The sequence below is a fragment of the Perlucidibaca piscinae DSM 21586 genome (assembly GCF_000420045.1).
GTDB lineage: Bacteria > Pseudomonadota > Gammaproteobacteria > Pseudomonadales > Moraxellaceae > Perlucidibaca > Perlucidibaca piscinae.
This window is the reverse complement of the sequence record NZ_ATUE01000008.1, coordinates 187722-214335: the sequence shown is the minus strand read 5'-3', so window position 1 is coordinate 214335 and position 26614 is coordinate 187722. Positions and strand designations below refer to the sequence as shown.

General features: G+C 65.7%; 25 protein-coding genes and 1 pseudogene. 5 read left to right on the top strand and 21 right to left on the bottom strand.

Going from position 1 to position 26614, the window contains the following annotated elements:
* Window positions 1-215 precede the first annotated feature (215 nt).
* From lysS to rpsP, 11 genes are all read right to left on the bottom strand, one after another.
* Window positions 216-1736 (bottom strand): lysine--tRNA ligase, encoded by a 1521-nt coding sequence (gene lysS / locus F595_RS0110225; RefSeq protein WP_022956777.1) that lies wholly within the window; start codon window positions 1734-1736, stop codon window positions 216-218.
* A gap of 14 nt (window positions 1737-1750) precedes the next feature.
* A protein-coding gene (gene prfB / locus F595_RS0110220) for a peptide chain release factor 2 (RefSeq protein WP_228126955.1) occupies window positions 1751-2846 on the bottom strand; the annotation gives its coding sequence in 2 pieces (ribosomal slippage) (window positions 1751-2782 and window positions 2784-2846; 1095 coding nt in all).
* Window positions 2847-3128: 282 nt separating this feature from the next.
* Window positions 3129-4877 carry a single-stranded-DNA-specific exonuclease RecJ gene (gene recJ, locus F595_RS0110210; RefSeq protein ID WP_022956776.1) on the bottom strand — a complete coding sequence of 583 codons (1749 nt, stop codon included), beginning with the start codon at window positions 4875-4877 and terminating at the stop codon, window positions 3129-3131.
* Window positions 4878-4977: 100 nt separating this feature from the next.
* On the bottom strand, window positions 4978-6126 hold the full coding sequence (gene thrC, locus F595_RS0110205) for a threonine synthase (RefSeq protein ID WP_022956775.1): 1149 nt from the start codon (window positions 6124-6126) through the stop codon (window positions 4978-4980).
* Window positions 6123-7424 (bottom strand): homoserine dehydrogenase, encoded by a 1302-nt coding sequence (locus tag F595_RS0110200; protein ID WP_022956774.1) that lies wholly within the window; start codon window positions 7422-7424, stop codon window positions 6123-6125. Before F595_RS0110200 ends, thrC begins: the two co-directional genes overlap by 4 nt.
* Before the next feature lie 122 nt (window positions 7425-7546).
* Window positions 7547-8266 (bottom strand): DsbC family protein, encoded by a 720-nt coding sequence (locus F595_RS0110195; RefSeq protein ID WP_022956773.1) that lies wholly within the window; start codon window positions 8264-8266, stop codon window positions 7547-7549.
* A gap of 110 nt (window positions 8267-8376) precedes the next feature.
* Complete coding sequence (gene xerD / locus F595_RS0110190; RefSeq protein WP_022956772.1) at window positions 8377-9261, bottom strand: site-specific tyrosine recombinase XerD; 885 nt, start codon at window positions 9259-9261, stop codon at window positions 8377-8379.
* 140 nt (window positions 9262-9401) lie between these two features.
* Complete coding sequence (gene rplS / locus F595_RS0110185) at window positions 9402-9770, bottom strand: 50S ribosomal protein L19 (protein ID WP_022956771.1); 369 nt, start codon at window positions 9768-9770, stop codon at window positions 9402-9404.
* Between the two features lie 101 nt (window positions 9771-9871).
* The gene (gene trmD, locus F595_RS0110180) at window positions 9872-10621 is read right to left on the bottom strand and encodes a tRNA (guanosine(37)-N1)-methyltransferase TrmD (protein ID WP_022956770.1); all 750 of its coding nucleotides are present in this window, start codon (window positions 10619-10621) and stop codon (window positions 9872-9874) included.
* Window positions 10622-10681: 60 nt separating this feature from the next.
* On the bottom strand, window positions 10682-11221 hold the full coding sequence (rimM, locus tag F595_RS0110175) for a ribosome maturation factor RimM (protein WP_026913490.1): 540 nt from the start codon (window positions 11219-11221) through the stop codon (window positions 10682-10684).
* A gap of 11 nt (window positions 11222-11232) precedes the next feature.
* Window positions 11233-11484 carry a 30S ribosomal protein S16 gene (rpsP, locus tag F595_RS0110170; protein WP_022956768.1) on the bottom strand — a complete coding sequence of 84 codons (252 nt, stop codon included), beginning with the start codon at window positions 11482-11484 and terminating at the stop codon, window positions 11233-11235.
* A 167-nt stretch (window positions 11485-11651) separates the two neighbouring features.
* On the opposite strand from rpsP, the gene F595_RS0110165 reads away from it, so the two are divergent.
* The gene (locus F595_RS0110165; RefSeq protein WP_022956767.1) at window positions 11652-12539 is read left to right on the top strand and encodes a DMT family transporter; all 888 of its coding nucleotides are present in this window, start codon (window positions 11652-11654) and stop codon (window positions 12537-12539) included.
* Here F595_RS0110165 and F595_RS0110160 read toward each other — a convergent pair.
* The 7 genes and pseudogenes from F595_RS0110160 to ffh form a co-directional block, all read right to left on the bottom strand.
* Window positions 12520-14022, bottom strand: coding sequence for an ArnT family glycosyltransferase (locus tag F595_RS0110160; RefSeq protein ID WP_022956766.1), 1503 nt, complete (start codon window positions 14020-14022; stop codon window positions 12520-12522). The two genes, F595_RS0110165 and F595_RS0110160, sit on opposite strands and share 20 nt — an antisense overlap.
* Window positions 14019-14960 carry a lysylphosphatidylglycerol synthase transmembrane domain-containing protein gene (locus F595_RS0110155; protein ID WP_022956765.1) on the bottom strand — a complete coding sequence of 314 codons (942 nt, stop codon included), beginning with the start codon at window positions 14958-14960 and terminating at the stop codon, window positions 14019-14021. The genes F595_RS0110160 and F595_RS0110155 overlap by 4 nt, the downstream gene beginning before the upstream one ends.
* On the bottom strand, window positions 14957-15817 hold the full coding sequence (locus F595_RS0110150) for a decaprenyl-phosphate phosphoribosyltransferase (protein WP_022956764.1): 861 nt from the start codon (window positions 15815-15817) through the stop codon (window positions 14957-14959). Before F595_RS0110150 ends, F595_RS0110155 begins: the two co-directional genes overlap by 4 nt.
* Before the next feature lie 14 nt (window positions 15818-15831).
* Entirely contained in the window at window positions 15832-16440 is a 609-nt protein-coding gene (locus F595_RS0110145; protein ID WP_022956763.1) for an HAD-IB family hydrolase, read from the bottom strand.
* On the bottom strand, window positions 16437-17171 hold the full coding sequence (locus tag F595_RS0110140; protein ID WP_022956762.1) for an SDR family oxidoreductase: 735 nt from the start codon (window positions 17169-17171) through the stop codon (window positions 16437-16439). Before F595_RS0110140 ends, F595_RS0110145 begins: the two co-directional genes overlap by 4 nt.
* Entirely contained in the window at window positions 17171-18505 is a 1335-nt protein-coding gene (locus F595_RS0110135) for an FAD-binding oxidoreductase (protein ID WP_022956761.1), read from the bottom strand. The genes F595_RS0110140 and F595_RS0110135 overlap by 1 nt, the downstream gene beginning before the upstream one ends.
* 212 nt (window positions 18506-18717) lie before the next feature.
* Window positions 18718-20064, bottom strand: a pseudogene (gene ffh, locus F595_RS13740) (signal recognition particle protein); the annotation flags it as partial.
* Window positions 20065-20195: 131 nt separating this feature from the next.
* On the opposite strand from ffh, the gene F595_RS0110125 reads away from it, so the two are divergent.
* Complete coding sequence (locus F595_RS0110125) at window positions 20196-21005, top strand: cytochrome C assembly family protein (protein ID WP_022956759.1); 810 nt, start codon at window positions 20196-20198, stop codon at window positions 21003-21005.
* Between the two features lie 3 nt (window positions 21006-21008).
* Window positions 21009-21872, top strand: coding sequence for a transporter associated domain-containing protein (locus F595_RS13735; protein WP_022956758.1), 864 nt, complete (start codon window positions 21009-21011; stop codon window positions 21870-21872).
* 317 nt (window positions 21873-22189) lie between these two features.
* Here F595_RS13735 and purT read toward each other — a convergent pair whose 3' ends face one another.
* The 3 genes from purT to F595_RS14530 are packed head-to-tail and all read right to left on the bottom strand — an operon-like array spanning window position 22190 to window position 24585.
* Window positions 22190-23413, bottom strand: a complete 1224-nt coding sequence (purT, locus tag F595_RS0110115) for a formate-dependent phosphoribosylglycinamide formyltransferase (protein WP_022956757.1) — start codon at window positions 23411-23413, stop codon at window positions 22190-22192.
* 3 nt (window positions 23414-23416) lie between these two features.
* Window positions 23417-23938: a gamma carbonic anhydrase family protein gene (locus tag F595_RS0110110; protein ID WP_022956756.1), complete on the bottom strand. Its 522-nt coding sequence runs from the start codon at window positions 23936-23938 to the stop codon at window positions 23417-23419.
* Window positions 23939-23961: 23 nt separating this feature from the next.
* The gene (locus tag F595_RS14530) at window positions 23962-24585 is read right to left on the bottom strand and encodes a CoA pyrophosphatase (protein WP_022956755.1); all 624 of its coding nucleotides are present in this window, start codon (window positions 24583-24585) and stop codon (window positions 23962-23964) included.
* Between the two features lie 57 nt (window positions 24586-24642).
* Between F595_RS14530 and F595_RS14680 the strand changes: the two genes are divergently transcribed.
* Together F595_RS14680 and F595_RS0110095 are read left to right on the top strand one after the other, a co-directional pair.
* Entirely contained in the window at window positions 24643-25185 is a 543-nt protein-coding gene (locus tag F595_RS14680) for an NUDIX hydrolase (protein WP_022956754.1), read from the top strand.
* A 110-nt stretch (window positions 25186-25295) separates the two neighbouring features.
* A complete protein-coding gene (locus F595_RS0110095; RefSeq protein ID WP_040568536.1) occupies window positions 25296-26600 on the top strand; it encodes an acyl-CoA dehydrogenase family protein in 1305 nt (434 codons plus the stop codon).
* The last annotated feature ends 14 nt before the right edge of the window (window positions 26601-26614 follow it).

The following is a 26614-nucleotide window of genomic DNA, read 5'->3' as shown; positions in this document are numbered from 1 at the left end:
CCCTCAAAACACAGTCGGATCATCAGCAAGAACACGAAAGTGATCACCAACGTGATCACCTGACTGATGCCATGTTGACGGTATGGCGGAGCACCGCATCGCCACAACCAGAGCGCAAGACCACATGCCACCATTGCCACCGGTCCTAGATACAGTCCGACCAGCAGACTGGCATACCCGGCAAACGCGATGTGCCGGCTGTGGCGATGCACGACTCAGCTCTCCGGACGCATGTGCGGGAACAGGATCACATCGCGTATAGACGGCGCGTCGGCGAACAGCATCACCAGGCGGTCAATGCCGATACCCTCGCCCGCCGTCGGCGGCAGGCCGTATTCCAGCGCACGGATGAAGTCGGCGTCGTAGTGCATGGCCTCGTCGTCGCCGGCATCCTTCTCGCGCACCTGCTGCATGAAGCGCTCGGCCTGGTCCTCGGGATCGTTGAGCTCGGAGAAGCCGTTGGCGATCTCGCGACCGCCGATGAAGAACTCGAAACGGTCGGTGATGAACTCGTTGTCGTCGTTTCGGCGCGCCAGCGGCGACACCTCGGCCGGATACTCGGTGATGAAGGTCGGCTGACGCAGCTGGGTCTCGACGGTCTCCTCGAAGATCAGCGTGTGCAGCTTGCCGATGCCCCAGATCGACTTGACCTCCATCTTCAGCTGCTCGCGCACGACCTTGGCGGCCTGCTCATGATCCCAGAGCTGCTCGCGGGTCAGGTGCGGGTTGTACTTGAGGATGGCATCCACCATCGAGAGACGGGCAAACTTCGCGCCGAAATCGAAGGTCTCGCCCTGGTAGTTCACCAGCGTGGTGCCGAGAATGTCCTGCGACAGCGTGCGCAGCATGTCCTCGGTGAGGTCCATCAGGTCGCGGTAGTCCGCGTAGGCCTGGTAGAACTCGATCATGGTGAACTCGGGGTTGTGCCGTGCCGACACGCCTTCGTTGCGGAAGTTGCGGTTGATCTCGAACACGCGCTCGAAGCCGCCCACGACCAGGCGCTTGAGGTAGAGCTCGGGAGCGATGCGCAGGAACAGCGGCATGTCCAGCGCGTTGTGATGGGTCACGAAGGGCTTGGCTGCGGCGCCGCCGGGAATGACGTGCATCATCGGCGTCTCGACTTCCATGAAGTCGCGCGCGGTCATGAAGCGACGGATGCCGTCAATGACCTGGGAGCGGATGCGGAAGGCGCGCCGGGTGTCTTCGCTGACGATAAGGTCGACATAGCGCTGACGGTACTTCATCTCCTGGTCGGCCATGCCGTGGAACTTGTCCGGCAGCGGACGCAGCGACTTGGTCAGCAGGCGCAGCGTGGTGACGTGCAGCGACAGCTCGCCGGTGCGCGTGCGGAAGACATGGCCGGTGGCGCCGAAGATGTCGCCGAGGTCGGACTGCTTGAAGGCCGCGTAGGTCTCCTCGCCCACCGCGTCACGCGAGATGTAGAGCTGGATGCGGCCGCGCATGTCCTGCACGGTGGCAAAGCTGGCCTTGCCCATGACGCGCTTGAGCAGCATGCGGCCGGCGATGGAGAAGGTGTGCTTTTCGGCTTCCAGCGTCTCGGCATCCGTCTCGGCAAAGCGCGCCTGCAGATCAGCGGCATAGGCGTCACGACGGAAATCGTTGGGGAAGGCATTGCCCTTCTCGCGCAGGCCAGCAAGCTTCTGCTTGCGCTCGGCAATCAGCTTGTTTTCATCCTGGGGAGCAGCGGTTTCCGGGGTGATGTTCTGGTCGGTCATGGTCGGCAATCCGCTTACAGGCCCATCTTGAGCGAGGCTTCGATGAATTCGTCGATATCGCCATCGAGGACGGCGTTCGGGTTGGAGTTTTCGATGTTGCTGCGCAGATCCTTCACGCGTGACTGGTCGAGCACGTAGGAACGGATCTGGTGACCCCAGCCGATGTCGGACTTGGTGGCCTCGAGTGCCTGCTTGGCCTCGTTGCGTTTCATGATTTCCAGCTCGTAGAGCTTGGCGCGCAGCATCTTCCAGGCACGGTCACGGTTGGCATGCTGCGAACGCTCGTTCTGGCAGGCCACCACTGTGTTGGTCGGAATGTGCGTCAGACGCACGGCTGAGTCGGTCTTGTTGATGTGCTGACCGCCGGCACCACTGGCCCGGTAAGTGTCGGTGCGGACATCCGACGGATTGATGTCGATCTCGATGTCGTCGTCGATTTCGGGCGACACGAACACGGCCGTGAAGGAGGTGTGGCGACGGTTGTCGGAATCGAACGGCGACTTGCGCACAAGTCGATGGATGCCGGTCTCGGTGCGCAGCCAGCCGAAGGCATACTCGCCCTCGATGCGCAGCGTGGCCGACTTGATGCCGGCAACTTCACCATCCGAGACTTCCATGACTTCGGCCTTGAAACCGTGCTGGTCGGCCCACTTCAGGTACATGCGCATGAGCATGCTGGCCCAGTCCTGGGCCTCGGTACCACCGGCACCGGCCTGAATGTCGAGGAAGGCGTGGCTGGCATCCATCTCGCCAGCGAACATGCGGCGGAACTCGAGGTCGGAGACCAGCTTCTCGAGACTGTCGAGCTCGCTCTGGACATCGCCCAATGTGCCTTCGTCGTCTTCCTCGACGGCCAGATCGAGCAGCTCGCGGGCATCAGCCAGACCCGAGGTCATGGTGTCGATGGTGACCACGATGCCTTCCAGCGTGGTGCGTTCCTTGCCGATGGCCTGGGCCTTCTTGGGGTCATTCCACAGCGTGGGATCCTCGAGTTCGCGCAGGACTTCCTCCAGGCGCTCCTTCTTCAGATCGTAGTCAAAGATACCCCCGGAGCGACTCGGTGCGCTCGGTGAGGTCTTTCATGCGGTTCAGGTACGGGTTGATTTCCATGGTGCAGGCGGCCCGGCAGGCAATGTCAAAGCGCAAAATTATACCGTAAAAGCGGTAACCGTGGTCGCGCCGAGAGGATGTCCGCTGGCTGGACATCCTCTCGGCGCAATCACATTCGTGCGGATTTGCGGCCAGACCACGCGGAGGACGAGGGTGAGCTTGCTGAGTAGCGGACCGTCACACGCCATGGATGGCGTGTGCGAGCCCCCATGGACGGGTTCACGGCGTGTCCGAGACTCAGCAAGCTCACCCTCGTCCTCTACCGCTACTGCCTCTGAGTCCTCACGCCGGCTGCAGATCCTCGACTCGCAACTGCAGCGTCTCCATGCCGCGGAACTGGTTCAGATCCAGCCGGTAGGCCAGGCGCACGCGCTGGCAGCCGGTGCGCGGCCACACGCTGCGATCGACACCGAAGGCGATGGCATCCAGCACCCGGTTGCTGTCAGGGTGGCAGACGCTCATCTTGAGGTGGCGCTCCTTGAGCAGACGCTGTTCAAGCAGCAGGAACTCGCCAACGAACAAGGGTTCGGGGAAGCCCTGTCCCCACGGGCCGGCGTCACGCAACAGGCGGGCGGAGGCATCGGTGATCTCCGCCGGCCCCAGCTCGCCGTCATGCAGCAGCACGGCTTGCAGGAGCTCGGGACTGACCCAGTCGGCGAGCACCCGGGTGAAAGCCTCGCGGAACGCCGCCAGATTCTCCGATGGCAGACTCAGGCCAGCTGCCATGGCATGACCGCCAAAACGCGTGATGAGGCCGGGATGACGCGTGGCAACGGCATCCAGCACGTCACGGACATGGACGCCGGGGATGGAACGTGCCGAACCCTTGAGCTCGGCAGGCATCTCGCCATGTGCCGGCGGCTGCGCCGGTGCGAAGGCGATCACGGGCCGGTGGTAGCGCTCCTTGATGCGCCCGGCGAGGATGCCGATGACACCCTGGTGCCAATGGCGGTCATAGAGCACCAGACCGTCCGGCAGCGTGTCAGCGGTGAACTGCAGGGACTGCAGCACGGACATGGCTTCCTGCTGCATGCCGCCCTCGATGTCGCGACGCGCCAGATTGAGGGCATCAAGCTCGCGGGCCATGCGCAGGGCCTGGTCCGGGTCGTCACTGAGCAGGCAGTGAATGCCCTCTGCCATGTCATCCAGCCGGCCGGCGGCGTTCAGGCGCGGCGCCACGACAAACCCCAGGTCGCTCGCCACCAGACGCGAGGGGTCACGCTCGGCCACCTTGAGCAGCGCCGTGATGCCGGGGCAGCAGCGTCCGGCACGCATGCGCGCCAGCCCCTGCTGCACCAGGAGACGGTTGTTGGCATCGAGACTGGCGACATCGGCGACCGTGCCCAGTGCCACCAGGTCGAGATGATCGGCCATGTTGGGCTCGGCCAGACCGCGCTCGACAAACCAGCCCTGCTGACGCAGACGCGTTCGCAAGGCCGAGAGCAGATAGAACACCACCCCCACACCGGCCAGATGCTTGCTGGGGAAGTCGCAGCCAGGCTGATTGGGATTGACGATGGCATCGGCTGCCGGCAGCGTGTCGCCAGGCAGGTGGTGATCGGTGATGAGCACGCGCACGCCGGCCGCCTGCGCCGCTGCCACGCCGTCATGACTGGCGATGCCGTTGTCGACGGTGATGATCAGATCTGGCCGCTTCTCGCGCAGCGCCTCAGCAACGATACCCGGTGTCAGGCCGTAGCCCCAGGTGAAGCGGTTGGGCACCAGAAAATCGACATGCCTGGCGCCCAGCGCGCGCAGGGCGCGCACCGACAATGCCGTGCTGGTGGCACCGTCGGCATCGAAATCGCCAATGATGAGGATGCGCCAGTCCTGGCGCAGAGCCTGTTCGAGCAGCGACAGCGCCGCATCCAGGCCGCGCAGCGCGGCGGCCGGCGCGAGACCGGCCAGTCCGCCAGCCGGCAGCGAGTCAGCCGTCACGCCGCGCGCGGCATACAGGCGCGCCAGCAGTGGCGGCAGGCCGGGAAGCGCCGCCGGGGCGGACAGTTCCCGGGCTTTCCAGACGCGTTGCATCAGATCCTCCGAGGCAGCATCAGGACGACAGTCAGAACCAGGCTCAGCAAGACGAAGGCCGCCCGAAGGCGGCCCTGGTCACGGCGACATGGCGCGCTGCTCAGAGGCTCATCGCCTGCAGGATGCTGTCGCGAACCTGGTCGAGACGAGCATCGATGGTCTTCACCACGGCGCTCTGGCACTGGCCGATGGCCGTGTCCGGGTCCTTGAGACCGTTGCCGGTCAGCGTGCAGACAATGGTCGAGCCTTCCGGGATCCGGCCCGACTTGATGTCGCGGATGGCGCCGCCCAGCGAGGCCGCCGAGGCCGGCTCGCAGAACACGCCTTCGCTCATGGCAAGCAGACGCTGGGTATCGAGGATCTCCTGGTCACTGAGCTCGTCGAACCAGCCGCCGGATTCGCTCATGACCTTGAGCGCGGCGTCATAGCTCTGCGGATTGCCGATGCGGATGGCGGTTGCCACGGTCTCCGGATTGGCCACCGGGCCGCCGCGCATGAACGGAGCGGAACCAGCGGCCTGGTAACCGATCATCTTCGGGCGGCTGCCGATCACCGGGCCGCCGGCATAGCGGCAGTGGCCCTTGCAGAACGAGCAGGACTCGGTGACTGTCTGACCGGCCGGCGTCGAGTACTCGCAATAGCCGATCCAGTGCGCGGTGATGTTGCCGGCATTGCCGACCGGGAGGCAGTGGTAGTCCGGGGCGCGACCCAGCTCCTCGACGATCTCGAAGGCAGCGGTCTTCTGACCCTGCAGACGGTACGGGTTCACCGAGTTGACGATGGTCACCGGAGCCTGCGAGGCCACCTGCTTGACCAGCTCCATGCCGTCGTCGAAGTTGCCGCGGATCTGCAGCGTGATGGCGCCGTACATCATGGCCTGGGCCAGCTTGCCCATGGCGATCTTGCCTTCCGGGATCAGCACGAAGGCCTTGATGCCGGCACGCGCGGCATAGGCGGCAGCGGCTGCCGAGGTATTGCCGGTGGATGCGCAGATGATGGCCTGGCTGCCCTCTTCCACGGCCTTGGTCACGGCCATGGTCATGCCGCGGTCCTTGAAGGAGCCGGTCGGGTTCAGGCCTTCGTACTTGACGTAGATGTCCACGTCCTTGCCGATCAGCTTGGGAATGTTCTTGAGGCGGATCAGCGGCGTGTTGCCCTCGCCCAGCGAGATGATGCGGGTGTCATCGGACACCGGCAGGTGATCGCGATAGCGGTTGATGAGGCCGGTGTAGCGGTTGCCGAAGGTCATGCCAGGGACTCCATGCGAATGCGGGTGACGGGGCCGGCGATGTCGCTCAGCGCCTCGAGTTCGGCGATGGCGCGATTCATTTCGCGCTCGACCACCGGCTTGGTGAGAAGAATGACGGACACGGCATCGCCATCCTGCGACGGCTTCTGCACGATGGCCTCGATGCTGATGCCGTGGCTGCTCAGGATGCGCGTCACGTCAGCGAGCACGCCGGGCTTGTCCAGGGCCTGCAGGCGCAGGTAGTACGAGGTCACCACCGACTCCATCGCGAGAATGGGCGTGTCGGCGATGGCGTGCGGCATGAAGGCGAGGTGCGGCACGCTGGGCGCCGATTCGGCAGTCAGCGCACGCACCACGTCGACGATGTCGGCCACCACGGCCGAGGCAGTCGGGCCGGCGCCGGCGCCGGCACCGTAGTACAGCGTCGGTCCGACCGCGTCGGACTGCACCAGCACGGCATTCTTGACGCCGTTGACGTTGGCGATCAGGCGATCGGCCGGAATCAGCGTCGGGTGCACGCGCAGCTCGATGCCGCTGTCGGTGCGGCGGGCGATGCCGAGGTGCTTGATGCGGAAGCCCAGCTCCTCGGCATAGGACACGTCCTCGCGAGTCAGCTGGGTGATGCCCTCGGTGTAGGCCTTGGCGAACTGCAGCGGAATGCCGAAGGCCAGCGAGGCCAGGATGGTCAGCTTGTGGGCGGCGTCGATGCCTTCCACGTCAAAGGTCGGATCAGCCTCGGCGTAGCCCAGCGCCTGCGCTTCGGCAAGCACGTCGGCAAAGGCGCGACCCTTGTCACGCATCTCGGTGAGGATGAAGTTGCCGGTGCCGTTGATGATGCCGGCCAGCCAGTCGATGCGGTTGGCCGCGAGGCCTTCGCGCAGCACCTTGATGATGGGCACGCCGCCGGCCACGGCAGCCTCGAAGGCGACATAGACGCCCTTGTCCTCGGCAGCGGCGAAGATCTCGTTGCCGAACTCGGCGAGCAGCGCCTTGTTCGCGGTGACCACGTGCTTGCCGTTGGCGATGGCCTTGAGCACGACCTCGCGTGCCGTGGTGGTGCCGCCGATGACTTCGACGACGATGTCCACGGCCGGGTCGTTGACCACGGCAAAGATGTCATTGCTGACGGTGATGCCGGTCAGTTCGAGATCCGGCTTGGCACGACGGATGCCGACATGCGAGACCCGGATGTCGCGGCCGGTACGACGCGACAGCTCGGCCGCGTTGTTGCGTAAGAGATTGAGCGCACCGCCGCCGACGGTACCCAGACCCACGATGCCTACATTGACCGGTTTCACAGCACCACCTGAAGCGCAAGATGCCTTGGCGGCCATGAACCGCCAGGGCAAGGAATTGGGAGCGGCATTATAGCGGGCAGCGCCCGGAAGTCGAACCTCCGTGCGCAGCGACACACGATCCGTCAGCGCAGGCCAAGCACCTTGCCGAGCTGGGCTGCCGTCATGTAGCCGCCAAGCTGCTCGCCCTTTTCACTGAACACCGCTGGCGTGCCACGCACCCCGAGCTCACGGCCAAGCGCGAACTGGGCAGCGATCGGCGCCTTGCAGCCCGCCTTGCCTTCCGGCAGGTCACCCCCCTGCTTGGCCAGCGTCATGGCCTGCTCGCGATTGGGGCTGCACCAGATCCGCCCCATCTCGCGGCTGGTGCCGGCATTGAGGCCGGCACGCGGCAGGTCACGCGGATAGGCCAGGTAACGCACCTCGACACCCATGCGGTTCATGGCCGGAACCTCCTGGTGCAGCTTGCGGCAATAGCCGCAGTCGGTGTCGGTGAACACGGTGATCACCGCTTTCGGCTTGCCCTGGGCCGGAAACACCACGGCCTGGCGAGGATCGACAGCCTTCAGCAAGGCGGCACGACGCACCGACAGCGACTTCTCGGAGAGATTGACCACCGACTTGCCCTGCAGATGCAGCAGATCGCCCTGCACCACGAACTGGCCATCCGCCGTGGCATAGGCCACACCACCGGCAAATGCCACCTCGTAAAGCCCCGGTGCCGCGCTGGGCTTGACGGATTGCACGGTGATCTCGGGCACCGCCTGCTGGAAGCGTGCACGGATCTGCGCCTCCTCGCCAGCCGCGTGGACCGTGCCAGCCGCCAGCACTGCCAGCCAGACCATCCCCTGCCTTCCCCAATGACCGTACTGCATGTCCTGTCCCTCGTGATGCCCGGTGAACAGGCGATAACGCCTGCATGATCGCGCGAGTGTACGGGAAGCGACCGCCAGCGTCAGCCGCGCGGATGGTGCTGCGCATGCAGCGCCTGCAGGCGCTGGCGGGCGACATGGGTGTAGATCTGGGTGGTGGACAGATCGCTGTGGCCCAGCAGCAGCTGGATCACGCGCAGATCGGCACCGTGGTTGAGCAGGTGCGTGGCAAAGGCATGGCGCAGCGTGTGCGGCGACACCGGCGCACTGATGCCGGCCTGGAGCGCGTAGCGCCTGATCAGATGCCAGAAGTTCTCGCGGGTCATGGCGGCACCGCGCTGCGTCACGAACAGGGCTGCCACCCCGGCCGTTGCCAGCAGCGGCCTTGCCTCGGCCAGATAACGCTCGACCCAGACCAGCGCGGTCTCGCCCAGCGGCACCAGACGCTCCTTGCGGCCCTTGCCAAGCACGCGCAGATAGCCGCCCTGGCGCTGCACGGCCGCCAGCGGCAACCCGACCAGCTCGCTGACACGGAGACCGCTGGCATAGAGCACCTCGAGCATGGCACGGTCACGCAGGCCCAGCGGCTGGCTGACATCCGGCGCGGCCAGCAGCGCCTCGACATCACGCTCGGACAAGTCCTTGGGCAGGGGTCTGCCAATGCGCGGGGATGCCAGTCCGACAGTCGGATCCTGCACCACCTGGCCGCGTGCCAGCAGACCCTGCCAGAAGTGCCGCAACGCCGACTGCAGGCGCGCCACCGAGCGCTGCTGGCGCGCACGCACGCCGTCACTGGCGAGATAGGCCGCCAGATCGTCATGCTGAAGATCGCCGAGCGCGCGCGGGGACGCCCAGGACGCGAGCGCGGACACGTCCGAGACATAGGCACGGCGCGTGTGCAGGCTCAGGCCCTCGGCGGCCAGCTGGTGACGAAAGGACTGCAGCAGTGCCTCCGACGCTGGCGGCATGCAGGGGGCATCAGGCGATGACGAAGGAATGTCGGACATGTCGCCAAGTGTAGGCGAAACGTGCACGAACCGAGACATGGCGATCCGCAAATGAAAAGGCCCGCCTTGCGGCGGGCCCTTCCGGCTGACAGCGCTGAAACTCAGTTCGCGCGCGGGGTCAGCTTTTCCTTGATGCGCGCGGACTTGCCCGAACGCTCTCGGAGGTAGTACAGCTTGGCGCGGCGGACATCACCACGACGCTTGACTTCGATGCTGGCGACGACCGGGGAATGGGTCTGGAAGACACGCTCCACGCCGATGCCGTTGGAAATCTTGCGCACGGTGAATGCCGAGTTCAGACCGCGGTTCTTGATCGCGATGACCACGCCTTCATAGGCCTGCAGACGCTCGCGGTCGCCTTCCTTGACCTTGACCTGGACGATCACGGTGTCGCCGGGGGCGAATGCCGGAACGTTGGTCTTCAGCTGGGCGTTTTCAACGGCCTGAACCAGGGGATGCTTGCCACTCATGTTGTTTCTCCACTTTCGGCTGCAGAGGCTGTCTCGCATGCAGCTCATCAAATCGGATCACAGAGGCTAAGGCGCATGTGACCCCCTCGCACGCCACCACATCAGGTCTTGTCGGCCTGATCCAGCAACATCCGTTCTTCCTTGCTCAGCGTGCGCCCGGCCAGCAGATCGGGGCGGCGCGCACGCGTGCGCAAAACGCTTTGCTGCAGGCGCCAGCGACGAATAGCCGCATGGTCACCACTGAGCAGCACGGAAGGCACTGCGTCACCCTCGTACACCTCGGGACGGGTGTAGTGCGGGCAATCGAGCAGACCGTCCGTGAACGAGTCCTCGTCAGCCGATGCCCCGGTGTTGAGCACTCCGGGCAGCAGCCGCGCCATCGCGTCGATCATGACCATGGCCGGCAGCTCGCCACCGGACAGCACATAGTCACCGATCGACCATTCGGCATCGACTTCACGCGTGATCAGGCGCTCGTCGATGCCTTCGTAGCGGCCGCAGAGCAGGATCACGCCCTGCTCGCCATGCGACGCCACCAGTTCCTGCACACCCGGCTGATCCAGCCGACGCCCCTGCGGCGACAGGTAGATCACCGGCGCCGCCAGCCCGCGGGCGGCAGCTTCGGCACGCGCCGCGACGATGGCGCGACGCAGCGGCTCGATCAGCATCACCATGCCGGGGCCGCCACCATAGGGGCGATCATCGACACGGCGATAGTTGTCCTCGGTGAAATCCCGGGGATTCCAGCTTTGCAGCGTCAAGCGGCCGGTGGCCACGGCACGCGCCGTGATGCCCGATTCGCTGAGCGCCCGGAACATCTCGGGAAACAGGGTGATCAGGCCAACCCACATGGTCTTGCCGCCTCCCGTGCGTCAGTCACCCGAACCACGATGCCGAGTGACATGGCTGGCTCAGTAATCCGGCTGCCAGTCCACCGTGATGCGGCGGTTGACGCGATCCACGAAACGCACCACGCGTCCCGGCAACCAGGGCAGCAGGCGCTCTTCCCGGTCGACACTGCCCTCGCAGGCACGCACCACGATGACATCGTTGGCGCCGGTTTCCATCATGGCATGCACCTGACCCAGCAGCAGACCCTGCTCGGTGATCACCTGCATGTCGATCAGCTCGGACCAGTAATACTCGTCCTCTTCCAGGGTCGGCAGCGCGCTGCGCGGCACCCAGATCGTCGCACCCAGCCAGCTGTCGGCGGCATTGCGATCGTCACATCCTGCAAACTGCGCCACCAGGCCCTTGCCCTGTGGTCGCTGCCCGGCGAGTCTGACCTCGCTCAGGACACCCGCACGCTCCAGATACCACGGGGCGTACGAGAAAATGTTGGCAATGGGCTCGGTCCGGGACATGACCCAGACCCAGCCCTTGATGCCGTAGGCGGTGTGCACATGGCCGACCTGGATCAGGTCGGCGCGGTCGGGAACGGCCGGTGTCACCGCCAGCACGCTCAGGCAGCGCTCTTCTGCGCTTCCTTGACCAGCTGGGCCACGCGGTCAGAGGCCTGGGCACCGTTGCTGATCCAGTAGGCCAGACGCTCCATGTTCAGACGCAGGCGCTCTTCCTGACCACGGGCGACCGGGTTGAAGAAGCCGACGCGCTCGATGAAGCGGCCGTCGCGGGCATTGCGGCTGTCGGTGACGACGATGGAGTAGAACGGACGCTTCTTGGCGCCGCCACGGGCGAGACGAATGGTGACCATGATCAGGTTCCTTGACTGGGTTTCCGTAGTCTGTCGACACGTCGCGGGCGCTACGGAAATCGACCCGGGACGAAAGGTCGCGAATTGTACGGGAATCGCGCGCGTTTGGCCAGAACCCTGTCAGGAGCGAATCTGCTAGGCTTCGCCGCGTTCACGACGAGGTCCGCATGCGCTACCAGGCACCGACACAATCCATCCCGCGCGGGCTCGCGCTGCTGACCCTGTCGGCGCTGCTGTTTTCCGCCATGGGCGTGCTCATCCGCTATGCCTCGCACACGGTCAGCAACGAGATCATCGTGTTCATGCGCAACCTGACCGGCTGCGTCATGCTGCTGCCACTGCTGGCCGTGCACGGTCGCGGCCTGCTGCGCACACGCGTGCCGCTGCAGCACCTGTGGCGCGGCGTGGTCGGCCTGGCGGCGATGTACGGCTTCTTCTACGCCATCGCCCACCTGCCGCTGTCCAGCGCCATGGTGTTCACCTATTCCTCACCGGTGTTCATCCCGCTGATTGCCTGGCTGTTCCTGCGCGAACGCCTGACCTGGCGCATGGGCATCGCCGCCCTGATGGGCTTCGCCGGCGTGCTCATGGTATGCCGGCCCGATCTTGCCGGCGCCGGCTGGATCACGCTGGTCGGACTGTCTGCCAGCCTGCTGGCCGCTCTTGCCTTCGTCACCGTGCGTGCGCTGTCCGCTACCGAACCGACAACCCGCATCGTGCTCTACTTCAGCCTGATCTCGGCAGCGGTGTCAGCGGTGCCCATGCTCTGGGCCTGGCGACCGCTGACCTGGAGCGAGCTGGGTTTCACCGTCGGTGCCGGCATTCTCGCGACCCTGAGCCAGCTCGCCATGTCGCGTGCCTACAGCCTGGCACCGGCCGGGCGCATCGGCCCGGCCGCCTACCTCGCCATCGTCTTCGCCGGCTTCTGGGCCTGGCTGCTCTGGGGCGAGGTGCCGGATGCCGTGGCCGTCACCGGCATCGTGGTGATCTTCCTGGCCACCTTGCTGTGCCTGCAGCGCACGCCTGCGGACGCACTCAGAAGTAGCGAGTCGTGAACTCGCACTGCCCCTGCGGCAGCCAGTCCGGAAACTGGTAGAAGCGCTCGCGCACCGGCACCAGCACTTCGGCATGGTAGCGGGCATAGTTGAAGCCGCGTCCGATGACAAACTCGAAGTCCAGCCCGCGATGGCTGATGCTGAAGCGCTCGATGCGGCTGAACCAGGGCACCAGGTCGTCCGCTTCGCGGTCACGGCGAATGGCAACCAGGATGTCGCGGCCGTCCAGCGCCCGGAAGTCGGTCCAGCTGTCATCCTGACGGGCATACTTGGAACCCTGGCCGATGACCATCACCGGCCTGTCGACCTGATACGCCAGTACCGAGGCCGCGCTGTAGCCCAGCATGGCCAGCGGCAACCGGCCGCTGACCGCCTCGGCCTGCGCCAGGATCTCCGGCGCCTCGGTGGCTGACACCAGATCACGCTGGATCTTCGGCTTGCCATCCCAGGCCGATACCGGCAACAGCAGCACCGTCAGCAGTACCACCACGTGCAGCAGGCTGACGGCGACTGTCAGACGCAGCAGATGACGCCACACGCTCACGCCCTGCGGCCACAGCAGCACCAGCACCATGGGGTAGAACCACAGCACCCAGTGCAGGCCGATGGCCTTGCTGGTGCTGACCAGCAGAAACCCGGCCGCTGCCGTCACCACCACCACCCGGGCCAGGGCAAGAACATCCGCCACCACCGGATCACGCTGATGCCGTCCTCGCCACAGAGCCAGCCAGATCCATGGCAGCACGACGTAGGCCATCATGGCGACATAGCCGAGCACCAGCAGCGCATCGAAGCGGCCATCGGCGTTGCGGTTGACCAGGTTGAACAGCACATTGCTCCAGCAATGCGTGTAGTTCCAGTACAGGTTGAGCAGACCGAAGGGCAGCGCTGTCAGCAGCACCACCAGGCCCAGTCGCCACTGCGACGGACGCAGCACCAGAAAGTGAATCAGGTAGGCCAGGCCCAGGAACACCGCGAAGTACTTGGACAGGAAGGCCAGCCCCAGTCCGGCACCGGCCAGCACGGCCCAGCCGGCTGCGGCACGGCCCTGCTCTGACTGCACCGCACGCGCTGCCGCGACGAAAGAGGCAGCGGCAAACAGCATGCAGCCCGTATCGGTGAGCGTGAAGGCAAAAATCAGGCTGAGCGGGCTGAACAGGAACAGCAGCGCCAGCAGACGTGCCTTGTCGGCATCGTGACGCCGGAACAACCCGTGCAGCCAGAGCGCGATCAGCAGCTCGGTGAAAATGCCGGGCATGCGCACCCAGACCGGATGATCCGACAGCTGGAGCTGCAGCCAGGTCATCCAGCCGGCCATCGGCGGATGATCGTAATAGCCGAAGTCGAGGTGACGACCCCAGAGCACGAAATAGGCCTCGTCACCGGTAACCGGCAACAGAGAGGCAATCACCAGCTTGACGGCAAACACCAGCACCAGTGCCTGCACAAGACTCAGGGAGGCAAGTCGCTGCAGCAGTCTCATCGGGACATCTCCTCTGCGGCAGGTGGCGCCGGCAAGGTCAGCACGGCCAGCAGGCCGAGGATTACCGCGAACCACAGGGTCGCGAGACGAATGATCACCGTGGCTGCCACCGCCTCGGGAAGCGGCAAGCCCTCCAGCACCAGCAGGCCGGTCATGGTGGCCTCGGTACCGCCCAGCCCCCCGGGCATGAAGCTCAGAGCACCCACCAGCATGGCGAAACCGTAGATGAACAGCGCCATCTCGAAGTCCACCGGCACGCTGAGCTGGCGCAGGATCAGCCAGGCACCCACGCCCTCGGCAAACCAGGCTGTCAGACTGAGCAGCAGCACCCACCAGAACAGTCTCCCCTGCCAGTAGGGACGGCTGCTGGCCGCCACCTCGGCAAGCCAGCGCCCGGCCGCCCGGGCACCCGCCAAACGACGCAGGATCCGTTCTGGCCAGGTCGTGCGCAGCAGCAGCAAACCGGCCACCAGGACCAGCACCAGCGCCGCATAGACCCACTCTCCCTGATGAAAGCGTCCCAGCCCGGCCGCCGTCAGACAGACAATCGCCACCAGATCGGCCAGGCGCTCGCTGAAGAACATCGCCGCTGACTGGTGGAAGCGCACGCCATAGGGCGCCAGAAAGAGGCTGCGTATCATCTCGCCAGCCTTGCCGGGCGTCGTGGTCAAGGCAAAGCCGGCCCAGTAGATTCGCGTATTCAGGCGCCAGGACAGCAGATGACCCGCCTGGGCTAGATACTCGCGCCAGCGCTCGCCGCGCAGCAGATAATTGAGCAGGGACAGTGCCAGCGCCACGGCAATCGCCGTGGCACCAATGCGCTGCATCGCCAGCCCGACCTCGCGCCAGCCTGACCAGAGCGCGAACACCAGGTAACCGGCCGCACTCAGCGCCACCGACAGCCACAACAGGCGCTGCTGACGTGATGTCAGCGTCATGTCACCAGCACCAGGGTGATGAGCAGCCAGAGACCGCCTGCCACCAGAATGTGCCGGTCCTGCAGCAGCTCGCGCGACGGATCGCCGCCACCGGACTGCTGATGCAGCAGGAACAGATAGCGGAAACAGGCATAGATCACGAAGGGCACGGTGAACAGCAGCGAATCCGTGTCATGGATGCGGCGCACGTCCGGATCCATGGTGTAGAGACTGTAGCTGAGGATCATGCCGGTACAGGTGATGCCGATGAGCTTGTCGAGCAGTTCCGGACCGTAGTCGCCCAGCACCTTGCGGTGATCGGCACTGCCTTCCTGCAGTGCCAGCAATTCGGCGCGGCGCTTGATGAAGCCGAGGAACAGCGTGGCCCAGAGGCCGCAGAACAGCAGCCAGTTCGACGGCGGAATGTCGACACCGTCCGTGCCGGCGAGAATGCGCAACATGAAGCCGGCCGAGATGCAGAAGATGTCGAGCAGCACAACCTGCTTCAATCGCAGCGTGTAGGCCACGTTCAGAACCAGATAGGCCAGCACGTAACCGGCCACGCTGGGCTGCGCCTCCCAGCCCAGCCACAGCGCCGCCAGGGCCAGGCCCGCTGCAAGCAGCCATGCCCGCCCCACGGGTACCGCCCCGGAGGCGACGGGCCGACGACACTTGACCGGGTGCAGACGATCCTGCTCGCGATCAAACAGGTCGTTCAACACGTAGACACTGCTGGACGCCAGACAGAAGGCGACAAACGCCATCAGTACCGTGACCACCAGGGCCGGCTCCTGCCAGCCATGGCCGAAGACCAGGCCGGTGAAGACAAAGCCGTTCTTGATCCACTGATGTGGACGCATCAGCTGCAGCAGCGCCATGCGCGCCTCCCGATTCATCGCCATGGCCTGTAATACGGGTGAGCTGCCATCGCCAGCATCTCGGTGTCGCCTTCGCTGTCGCCATAGGCACTGTGGATGCGATCACGCCCGAGGTGGGCCTGCAGGCGTCGCGCCTTCTCGGGCCCGTAGCAGTTGGGGCTGGCCAGCTCGCCGGTGAGGCGGCCCTGGGCATCGACCGCCAGCTCGGTGGCCAGCACCTCGTCAAATCCGGCCTGCTCGGCCCAGGGGCGCAGATAGAGCGCCAGCGTGGCACTGACCAGAATGCAGACATGGCCCTGCTTCTGGTGGCCGCGCAGTCCGGCAAGGGCTTCCGGACGCACCGTGCGCGGAATCACCTTGCGCGCAAACTCCTCGGCCAGGGGCGCAACCTCGCTGAGCGGACGTCCGCGCAGAAAATGACGCAGCACGATGACCTTGGCCGTCTCGTTGTCCTTCCAGCCCAGCAGATAGCTGGCGATCGTCGGAGCGCTCAGGACAAAGGCCCCCACGAAACGCGGCAGCGGCGTGACATGACGCAGGAAGCGGAAGAACGACTCGCCACGGGTCAGCGTGCCGTCAAAATCGAAGGCGGCCACGGTGGGCTCGCGCACTATCACTGTCATAGCGACAACCGTTTGAAAAGAAATTCAGGCACATGACGAATGATCAGCATGATCAGTCGCCAGAAGCCCGGAAGATAGACCTCGTTGCGCCCCGCCGCCTGTGCCGCCACGATGCGCTCGCCGACCCAGGCCGGATCCGCGACCAGGAACAGGCCCGGCAGACCGAAGGTCATGCGGGTGTCGACAAAGCCCGGCTTCACCGTCAGCACCGGCACGCCGACCTTGTCGAGCCGGTTGCGCAATCCGGCCAGATAGATCGTGAAGCCGCCCTTGGCAGCTCCGTAGAGGTAGTTGCTCTGGCGGCCACGATCCCCGGCCACCGAACTGATGCCGACAATGAAGCCGCTGCGACGACGCTCGCAGAGATCGGCATAGGCATTGATCAGGGCCACCGGACCGGTCAGGTTGCGCTGCAGAACCTGCAGCGCGGGCTCGCCATGACGCATGGTTTCGCTGTCAGGCATCCAGCCGGCCGCACAGAGCAGGCCGTCGATGGTGCCGTGACGAAACTCGAGCTCGTCGAACCAGTCCTCGCGTGCCTCCGTCTCGTCCAGATCCACGGCCACGACGCGCGCCTGGACCCTGAAACGAACACCGATGTCGCGCGCCAGCCGCTGCAGCTCCTCGCCATCGCGCCCCGCCAGCAACAGGCTGTGGCCCTGCTGAGCCCAGGCCATTGCCGAGGCACGCGCCATCGCCGACGTCGCCCCCACCACCAGAATCAGGGCCATCAGCACATCTCCAGGCGACGACCGAGGGCCGACACGAACAAGCCGTCCGGATCCAGACGGGAGCGCAAGGCCTGCCAGGCAGACAGATTCGGATACATCGCCGGCAGTGCCGCCGCGGCAAGGCGGGCATCCTTGGCCAGGTAGACACGACCGCCAAAGTCGCTGACCAGGACATCGAGCGTATCGAGCAAGGTCAGCGTGCCGGACCGCAGCGGCAGATCCAGGGCCAGGGTGTAGCCCGGCATCGGGAACGACAGCAGACCGGGCCCCTGCTCCCCCAGACGCTTGAGCACGGCAAGAAAGCTGGCGTTGCCGCTCTGCGCCAGACGGCCGAGCACCGCCGTCAGTCCGTCGCGCGCAGTCTCGTGCGGCAGCACGAACTGGTACTGCACGAAGCCCGGCTTGCCATAAAGGCGATTCCAGTCGCGAATGCCGTCAAGCGGGTAGAAGAACGGGGCGACCCCGGACAGGAACGGCTGCTGGCGCGCGCCTTCGCGGCGGTAGTAGAGGCCGTTGAAGGCCGAGACGCTGGCCCGGTTGAGCACGAAGGCAGGCAGATCAACGGGCAGGCGGCGGCGTGCCGGCAGGGGCGCGGACAAGGTCTCGCCGCCCTCTTCCCGCGAGGCATGATGCCCGCGCATGAACACCGAGCGACCCAGCGCGGCACCACTGGCCAGACAGTCGATCCAGGCCACGGTGTACTCGTCGTCACGGGCCGGATCAGCCATCAGCTCCAGAACGGTGGCCAGATCCGGTGCGGGCACATGCTGCACCTGCAGGCGATCATTGTGAATCCGGCGCAGCTGCAGGGTGACCTCGCCGATCAGGCCGGTCATGCCCATGCCGCCGACCGTGGCATGAAAGATGTCGGCGTTCTCGATGGCAGAGCAGTGGAACTGGCCGGTGGATGTGAACAGCTCGATGCCGGTGACGAAGGCACTGAAACTGCCGACATGGTGGTGATTCTTGCCATGCACGTCGGCAGCGACGGCACCGCCCAGCGTCACGTAGCGGGTGCCCGGGGTCACCGGCAGGAACCAGCCCTGCGGCATCACCACCTGCAGGATCTCGTCGAGCGTGACACCGGCCTCGGCACGCAGCACGCCCGTATCGGCATCAAACGCCAGGAAGCGGTTGAGACGGGAGGTCAGCACCGTGGTACCGGAGGCGCTGATGGCGGCATCACCATAGGCGCGGCCCATGCCACGCGCCAGGCTGGCCTGCGCCGCCCATTGCTGCAACTCCAGGTAACGCTCGGGCCGAGCCAGCACGGCATCCACCACGGGGTATCTGCCCCAGCCCGAGAGCGGGGTTTTCACGGTCGCCTGCGACATCCGTCCATCCTGTGTTCTTGTTGTCGGTACGTGGAGCAGTCAGTGGCGACTCAGCGTTTCTTGAAGCCCGGCGGCAGGCTGCCGAGCCCTCCCGGCAGGGCAGGACCGCCCAGTCCGGGCAGGCCGCCAGGGAAGCCGCCCTTGCCAGGCAGGCCCGGTGCCGCTCCGGCACCCGCCCCCGGCAGCCCCGGCATGCCCTCGAGCATTTCCGGCGGCAGCTTGCCGCGCATGCCCTTGAGCATCTTCATCATGCCCGCCGGATTGGCGAACTTCTTCATCATCTTTTCCATCTGCGCGTGCTGCTTGAGCACGCGGTTGACGTCCTGGATCTGGGTACCGGAACCGCTGGCGATGCGGCGCTTGCGCGAGCCGTTGATGAGGTCGGGCTTGCGACGCTCGGCAGCGGTCATCGACTGGATGATGGCCTCCATGCGCTTCATTTCCTTCTCCGGCGCACCACCGGCCATGGCCTGCTGCACCGCTGCCGAGTTCATGCCCGGCAGCTTGTCGAGCAGGCCGCCCATGCCGCCAAGGTTGCGCATCTGCTGGAACTGCTCGAGCATGTCCTGGAGGTCGAAACCTTTGCCTTTCTGCAGCTTCTTCGCCAGCTTCTCGGCCTTTTCCTTGTCGATCTTGCGCTCGACCTCCTCGACCAGCGACAGCACGTCGCCCATGCCGAGAATGCGCTGCGCGACCCGGTCCGGGTGGAACAGCTCGAGCGCATCGGTCTTTTCACCGACACCGATGAACTTGATGGGCTTGCCGGTGATGGTGCGCACCGACAGCGCGGCACCACCACGGGCATCACCATCGGCCTTGGCCAGCACCACGCCGGTCAGCGGCAGCGCCTCGTTGAACGCCTTGGCCGTGTTGGCAGCGTCCTGGCCGGTCATGGCATCCACCACGAACAGGGTCTCGACGGGATTGATCGCGGCATGCAGGCGCTTGATCTCGGCCATCATCTCGTCATCGATGGCGAGGCGGCCGGCGGTGTCGATGAGCACCACGTCAGCGAACTTCAGCTTGCCTTCGGCAATGGCGCCACGCGCGATGGCTACCGGATCCTGGCCGATGTCGGAGGGGAAGAACATCACGTCGATGTCCCTGGCCAGGGTTTCCAGCTGCTTGATCGCGGCCGGTCGGTAGATGTCTGCCGATGCCACCAGCACGGTCTTCTTCTGCGCCTTCAGGTAGCGCGCCAGCTTGCCGACCGTGGTGGTCTTGCCGGCGCCCTGCAGGCCGGCCATGAGGATGACCGCGGGCGGCAGCGTCGACAGGTTAAGACCCTCATTGGCTTCGCCCAGGGTACGCACCAGCTCGTCATGGACGATCTTGACGAAGGCCTGCCCGGGCTGCAGCTGTGACAGCACCTCCTGCCCCAGCGCCTCGGTCTTGATGCGCTCGATGAAGTCCTTCACCACCGGCAGCGCGACATCGGCCTCCAGCAGCGCCATGCGCACTTCGCGCAGGGTGTCCTTGATGTTGTCCTCGTTGAGCCGGGCATTGCCGCCAATGGCGCGCAGGCTGTGACTGAGGCGTTCGGTAAGATTGTCAAACATGGCAGCGGCTGTCCGTGCAGGCCGTGATCACGGCAAAGATGCCCGATTATAGGCATGACCGGCGGCTGGCGCACGATCCGCAGGCTGTGCCACACTGATCCGTCCTCATTCCCTACCGGCTGTTCGTCGCCATGGATGCGTTGACCGCTACCCTCGCCCTGCTTTCCGTCTCGTTCTACTTCATTGCCGCAGCCACGGTGGCGCGAAGCCTGGGCCGTCGCGACGCCATTCCCGGCGCCCGCGTGCAGATGCTGGTCGTGCTCGCCCTGCTGCTGCACGGACTGGTACTGAGCGACATGCTGTGGCGTCCGGAAGGCTTGCATGTCGGCCTGTTCAGCATTGCCGGCCTGCACGGCGCCCTGCTCGCCCTGCTTGCCCTGCTGGTCAATCTGTACCGGCCGGTACACGGGATCTACCTGATCGCGACGCCGCTGGCCGCGATCGAGCTCAGCCTGGGCGTGGCCGGCCATGATCCGACGCCACCGATGACCGCCCCCACACCCGGCATGGAGCTGCACATCCTGCTGTCACTGCTGGCCTACAGCGTGCTCAGCATTGCCGCCCTGCAGGCGATTCTCGTGCACTGGCAGGAGCGCGCGCTGCGCGTGCATCGCCGCGGCCTGCTGATGGCCCTGCCGGCACTGCAGACCATGGAGCGCATGCTGTTCGAGCTCATCGCCCTGGGCTTCGTGCTGCTCAGCATCGCCATCGCCACCGGCGCCTTCCTGCTCGACGACCTGTTCGCCCAGCATGTCGCACACAAGACCGTGCTCACGCTGATGGCATGGCTGGTCTTCGCCATCCTGCTGCTGGGCCGGCACTGGCGGGGCTGGCGTGGCCGCACCGCCGTGCGCTTCACCTTGACCGGCTTCCTGCTGCTGCTGATCGGATTCATAGGCTCCAAGTTCGTGCTCGAGCTGGTGCTGCCACGGAGCCTCTGAATCATGTGGCTCTGGCTTGCCGGCGTGACCCTGGCGATCGTGGTGATCGCCATCTGGCAACTTCGACGCCACCCGCACTGGCTGCGCCGCCTCGCGGCCCGGATCGGACGCGGACGCGGCTTTCGACGCTGGCTCAGCCGCCTGATCGGGCAGCTCCTGCTGCCGCCACTGCACAGCCGCCTGCTGCAAGGCCTGCTCGAACTCGACAACTGCACGGTCAACGACATCATGATTCCACGCCAGGCGGTCACCGGCATCGATCTCGACGACGACGTCGACAGCATCGTGCAGACGCTGCGCACCACCCAGCACACGCGCCTGCCGGTCTATCGCGGCGACCTCAACCACACCGTCGGCATCCTGCATGTACGCAATGCCACACGCTTCCTGGGGCGCGAGCAGCTGCGCAAGGCCGAACTCATGCAGCTGACCCGCGCGCCCTATTTCCTGCCCGAGCGCACGCCGCTGCCGACGCAGCTGCTGGAATTCCAGAAGCACCGGCGGCGACTCGGCCTGGTGGTCAATGAATACGGCGACGTGCAGGGCGTGGTGACACTGGAGTCCATCCTCGAGGAGCTGGTCGGCGAGTTCACCACCCGCGCCGCAGACCGGCACCCGGACATCACCGCCCAGCCCGACGGCAGCTACCTGATCGACGGCTCCGCCAGCCTGCGCACCATCAATCGCAGCCTGGGCTGGTCACTGCCCACGGATGGTGCCCGCACCCTCAACGGCCTGCTGCTGGAGCGCCTGGAAACCATTCCGGAGGCCCCCGTTGGCATCGCCCTGGGCAGCTACCGGATCGAGGTGCAGCAGTTGCGGGGGCATCTGATCAAGACGGCGCGCGTGTGGAAGATCACCAGCTGACACGGTGGTTACGTCCGGAGGCTGGGTGCCCGCGAAAACACGCCGTGAATACATCCCTGTAGGCTCGGCTCGGCATCCATGCCTCGCACGGTTTTCCCGGGCACCCAACCTCCGGACGCGGCATGTGAGCGCTGACCTGCAATGCGACGACATCACCGAAACGCGATACTGGCACAGTCCGTTTGAACGCCGTGGTGGGCGGGGGACTTCGGAAAACCGTCTCACGCCATGGATGGCGTGAGCGAGCCTACAGGGATGTATTCACGGCGTGTTTTACGAAGTCCCCCGCCCACCACGGCGCAACCACTGTGAATGTGTCAGAGCTGCACCTGCACCTGCTCGATGACCCGCCGTGCCGCCGCTCGCGCACCGTCGATGTCATCCGCACGCGCCAGTGCCACGCCCAGCCGGCGCTGACCGGCGACTTCCGGCTTGCCGAACAGCTTGAGATCCGTGTCCGGCTCGGAGAGCGCTGCAGCCAGATTGCCGTACTGCATCTGCGTCGAGTTGCCTTCAACCAGCAACACGCAGGACGCGGTCGCGCCAGCCTGGCGTATGACCGGAACCGGCAGACCGAGAATGGCGCGGGCATGCAGGGCGAACTCGGACAGGCTTTGCGACATCAGGGTGACCAGACCGGTGTCATGCGGGCGGGGCGAGACCTCGCTGAACCAGACCTGGTCACCTTTCACGAACAGTTCGACGCCGAACAGGCCGCGACCACCGAGGGCGGTGGTGACCTTGGCCGCGATGTCCTGGGCGGCCGCGAGCGCCGCCGCCGTCATCGGCTGGGGCTGCCAGGACTCGCGGTAGTCACCTGCGATCTGGAGATGGCCGATGGGGTCACAGAACGAGGTCATGGTGCCGCCCGCGCCATCGTTGTGGCGCACGGTGAGCAGCGTGATCTCGTAATCGAAGTCGATGAAGCCCTCGACGATGACACGGCCGCCCCCGGCACGACCACCGGACTGGGCATAGTCCCAGGAGGCCTGCCAGTCCGCCTCGCTGCGCACCACGCTCTGGCCCTTGCCCGAGGACGACATGATGGGCTTGACCACGCAGGGCATGCCGACCTGGCGGATGCCGGCCACGAAGGCCTCGAAGGTGTCGGCAAAGACAAAGGGTGACGTCGCCAGACCCAGGGTCTCGGCAGCCAGACGACGAATGCCTTCGCGGTTCATGGTGAGCTGGGCGGCACGGGCCGTCGGCACCACCTGCCAGCCCTCCTGCTCGAGCTTGACCAGCTCATCGGTGGCAATGGCCTCGATCTCGGGCACGATCAGCGCGGGACGCTCGAGCTCGACCAGACGGCGCAGAGCCTCTCCGTCGAGCATGGAAATGACATGACTGCGGTCGGCGACCTGCATGCCGGGCGCATTCGCGTAGCGGTCCACGGCAATCACTTCACAGCCCAGGCGCTTGAGCTCGATGATGACCTCGCGGCCAAGCTCGCCGGAGCCCAGCAGCATCACGCGGGTCGCAGTGGAAGAAAAAGGGGTGCCTAGTACGGGGGCGATGGCGCCCGTGCGCTCAACCGTCATGTCTCAGTCCTGGGGTTCGAGGTGATCGCGGAAATGGCGGGCATTGTCCACGTAATGCTGTGCCGACATCAGCAGGCCGGCGCGCACGCTGTCATCCAGGGTGCGCACCACCTTGCCGGGAGACCCGACAACCAGGGAATTATCCGGGATTTCCCGGCCTTCCGGAATCAGTGCACCAGCACCGATCAGGCAGTTGCGGCCGATGCGGGCACCGTTGAGCACGACGGCCTGGATGCCGATCAGGCTGCCGTCGCCGATTTCGCAGCCATGCAGCATGGCCTGGTGTCCGACGGTGACGTTGTCGCCGATGATCAAGGGCTTGCCGGGATCGGCGTGCAGCACGGCGCCATCCTGGATGTTGCTGCGCACGCCGATGCGAATCTCCTCGCAGTCACCCCGGATCACCACGTTGAACCAGACGCTGCTGTCGTCACCCAGCGTGACGGCGCCGATCACCGATGCATTGTCAGCGATCCAGACGTCCTTGCCGGTGACGACCTCGCGGTCGCCGAGACGGTATTTCATGACAGGCTCCTTGCGCGCCGCGTTCAGGCCGGCGTCTTCGTGGCCGGCACCAGAATGCCGGGCAGGATGGGCGGCCAGGGATAGTCGATGTGATGGTCAAAGCCCTGGCGCATGAACTCGACCAGCATGTAGGCGGTCAGGCCCCAGATGATGAAGCCCTGGTAGCGGAAGCAGGGCACGACCAGGTCAATGCCGCGGAAGTTGATGCGATGATCCCGGGCCGGGGCATGCTCCATGAAGAACTGCAGCGGAACCCGGAAAATGCTTTCGACCTCGTCAGGGTTGGCGGTCAGTTCCGGATCGCCATGCACCAGCCCCACCACGGGCAGCACCCGGATGCCGCTCTTGGCCCGGGCCGGGGCCAGTGCGCCAATGATCTCGACATGCGCGGACGCCAGCGACACCTCTTCGCGACTTTCACGCAAGGCCGTGGCCACCAGGCTGTCATCCTCGCGATCGCGCTTGCCGCCGGGAAACGCCACCTCTCCGGCATGCGAGTTCATGTGGGCAGGCCGCCGCGTCAACAGCACATGCGGCTCCGGCCCCAGCATGACGGGGATCAGCACCGCGGCTTCCGGACCGTCGGCCGGCGCCGGCTGGGTGGCCATGCGGTTGCGCAGAATCTGGATCAAGGCATGTTCGCTCATGTCCGGATCATACACAGTCGGCGTTGTATACTGCGACCAGTCAACAGGAGCAGCGGCATGAAATTCTGCAGTGAGTGCGGGCACGCGTTGGAGCACCGGATTCCCGAGGGCGACAGCCGCCTGCGTCATGTCTGCCCGTCCTGCCAGACCATCCACTACCAGAACCCGCGCATCATCGCCGGATGCCTGCCGATCTGGGGCGAGCGCGTGCTGCTCTGCCGACGCGCCATCGAACCGCGTCACGGTTACTGGACCCTGCCCGCCGGCTTCATGGAAAACGGCGAGACCGTGGCTGAAGGCGCCGCGCGCGAAACCTGGGAAGAAGCCGAGGCCGACGTCAGCGACCTGCAGCTGTACACGGTCTTCAACATCGCGCACATCAACCAGGTCTACATGCTGCACCGTGGCGAGCTGGTCAACGGCGCCTACGGCGTCGGCAGCGAATCGCTGGAATGCCGGCTGTTCGAGGAACACGAGATCCCCTGGGACGAGCTGGCCTTTCCTTCGGTCAAGCGCACGCTGCAGCTGTACTTCAAGGACCGTGTCAGCGGCGTCTTTCCGGTCCACGTCAACGACATCAAGCCGATTCGCCGCGACTGACCGGTCAATCTGACGGAACGGACTGTCACCACGGTCAATGATGGCCGACACTTCTTGGGCATGATCGAGAGGAGATTTCCTCCTAACCCACGACCATGCCGGGAGTGAACATGAACGCTGGCGACATTCAAGGATTGGGCCTGCGCGCCCTCAGCCACTTTGCCCGCTCCGATATCGCCGACCGCCTGCGCCTGCGCAAGCCGGTCGAGCGCCTGCTCTACCAGGGCAGCAAGTCCGGCTTCCGCCTCGCCGGCGCTGCCGCCCGCGTCTTTGCGCCCTCGTCCTCTGGCGGCCGTCAACGCCTGCCCGGACGCAGCGATCGAGGTCTGTTCGATCTCAGCCTGAGCGACGAACAGCAGATGATGCGCGAAACCCTGCAGCGCTTCGCCGCCGATCAGCTGCGGCCGGCGGCCCATGCCGCAGACCATGAGGCGCGTCTGCCGGAAAACCTGCGTGCCGAGGCCCAGGCCCTGGGTCTGGCCTACTACGCCGTGCCCGAGGCATTGGGCGGCGTCGCCAGCGAACAGGCCACGGTGACCCAGATGCTGGCTGCCGAGGACCTGGCCCATGGTGACTTCACCTTGGCCGCCACCCTGCTTGCCCCGATTGGCGTGGCCAATGCCATCACGCGCTGGGGCAGCGCCGAACAGCAGGCACGCTACCTGCCAGCCTTTGCCGGCGAACAGCCTCCGGTGGCCGCCATTGCCGTGGCCGAGGCACGTCCGCTGTTCAATCCCGTGGCGCTGGAAACCACGGCGCGCAGACAGGGCGGGGACTATCTGCTGCAGGGCAGCAAGAGCCTGGTGCTGGCCGGGCAGGACGCCGAGCTCTTCATTGTCGCCGCACAGCTCGACGGCCGTCCGGCGCTGTTCATCGTCGAGGGCGGCAGCACCGGGCTGAGCTTCCGCGAATCACCGGCCATGGGCCTGAAGGCGGCTGCCACCGTCGACATGGCGCTGGATGGCGTACGTGTCCCGGCTGCCAACCGTCTCGGCGAGGACGACCTGGACTACCAGGCCTTTCTCGACTACGGCTACCTGGCCTGGTGTGCGCTCGCGGTTGGAACCTGCCAGGCCGTGCTCGATTACGTCGTGCCCTACTGCAACGAGCGTGTCGCCTTTGGCGAGCCGATCTCGCACCGCCAGGCCGTGGCGTTCATGATCGCCGACATTGCCGTCGAGGTGGACGCCATGCGCATGCTGACCTGGCGCGCCGCCGCCCTCGCCGAGGCTGGCCAGCCCTTCCACCGCGAAGCCTACCTGGCACGTCTTCTGTGCGCCGAAAAGGCCATGCAGATCGGCACCAACGGCGTTCAGCTGCTGGGCGGACACGGTTTCACCAAGGAACACCCGGTGGAGCGCTGGTACCGCGACCTCCGTGCCGTGGCGATCGCCCACGGCGGCCTGCACCTCTGACCGGCACTGACCTG